Consider the following 268-nt stretch of genomic DNA (forward strand, 5'->3'; position numbering starts at 1 on the left):
CTCCTGCTTAACGTATTGATTAAACTCAGATAATCTTTTGAAACAGTCCTTACAGAAGCGTGTGCTGGTTTGATTTCCTTTAACATGAATAACTTCATCGTAAGGATATTGCACCCGACTTCTTCCGTAGATTGTGGCTCTGTCGCAATAATTACAAGAACCAGCTTCTTTTCTTTTTTCAATTCGAATTTCCACAGATATTCCTCCTAAGCCGCTAGGCTGTTAGTTTGCTTTCTGTTCTCTGAAACTGTATGTCTGCCATTCTCTG

Annotated in this window: 1 protein-coding gene; it reads right to left on the minus strand. The window is 39.2% G+C overall.

Annotation, left to right across the window (positions count from 1 at the left end; translation table 11 throughout):
• Positions 1 to 182: hypothetical protein (locus R0J92_RS23360; RefSeq protein WP_411053430.1), on the minus strand; the 182-nt coding region annotated here is incomplete at its 3' end.
• Between the last annotated feature and the right edge of the window lie 86 nt (positions 183 to 268).

The sequence above is a fragment of the Tritonibacter sp. SIMBA_163 genome (genome assembly GCF_046535935.1).
Classification (GTDB): Bacteria; Pseudomonadota; Alphaproteobacteria; order Rhodobacterales; family Rhodobacteraceae; genus Epibacterium; species Epibacterium scottomollicae.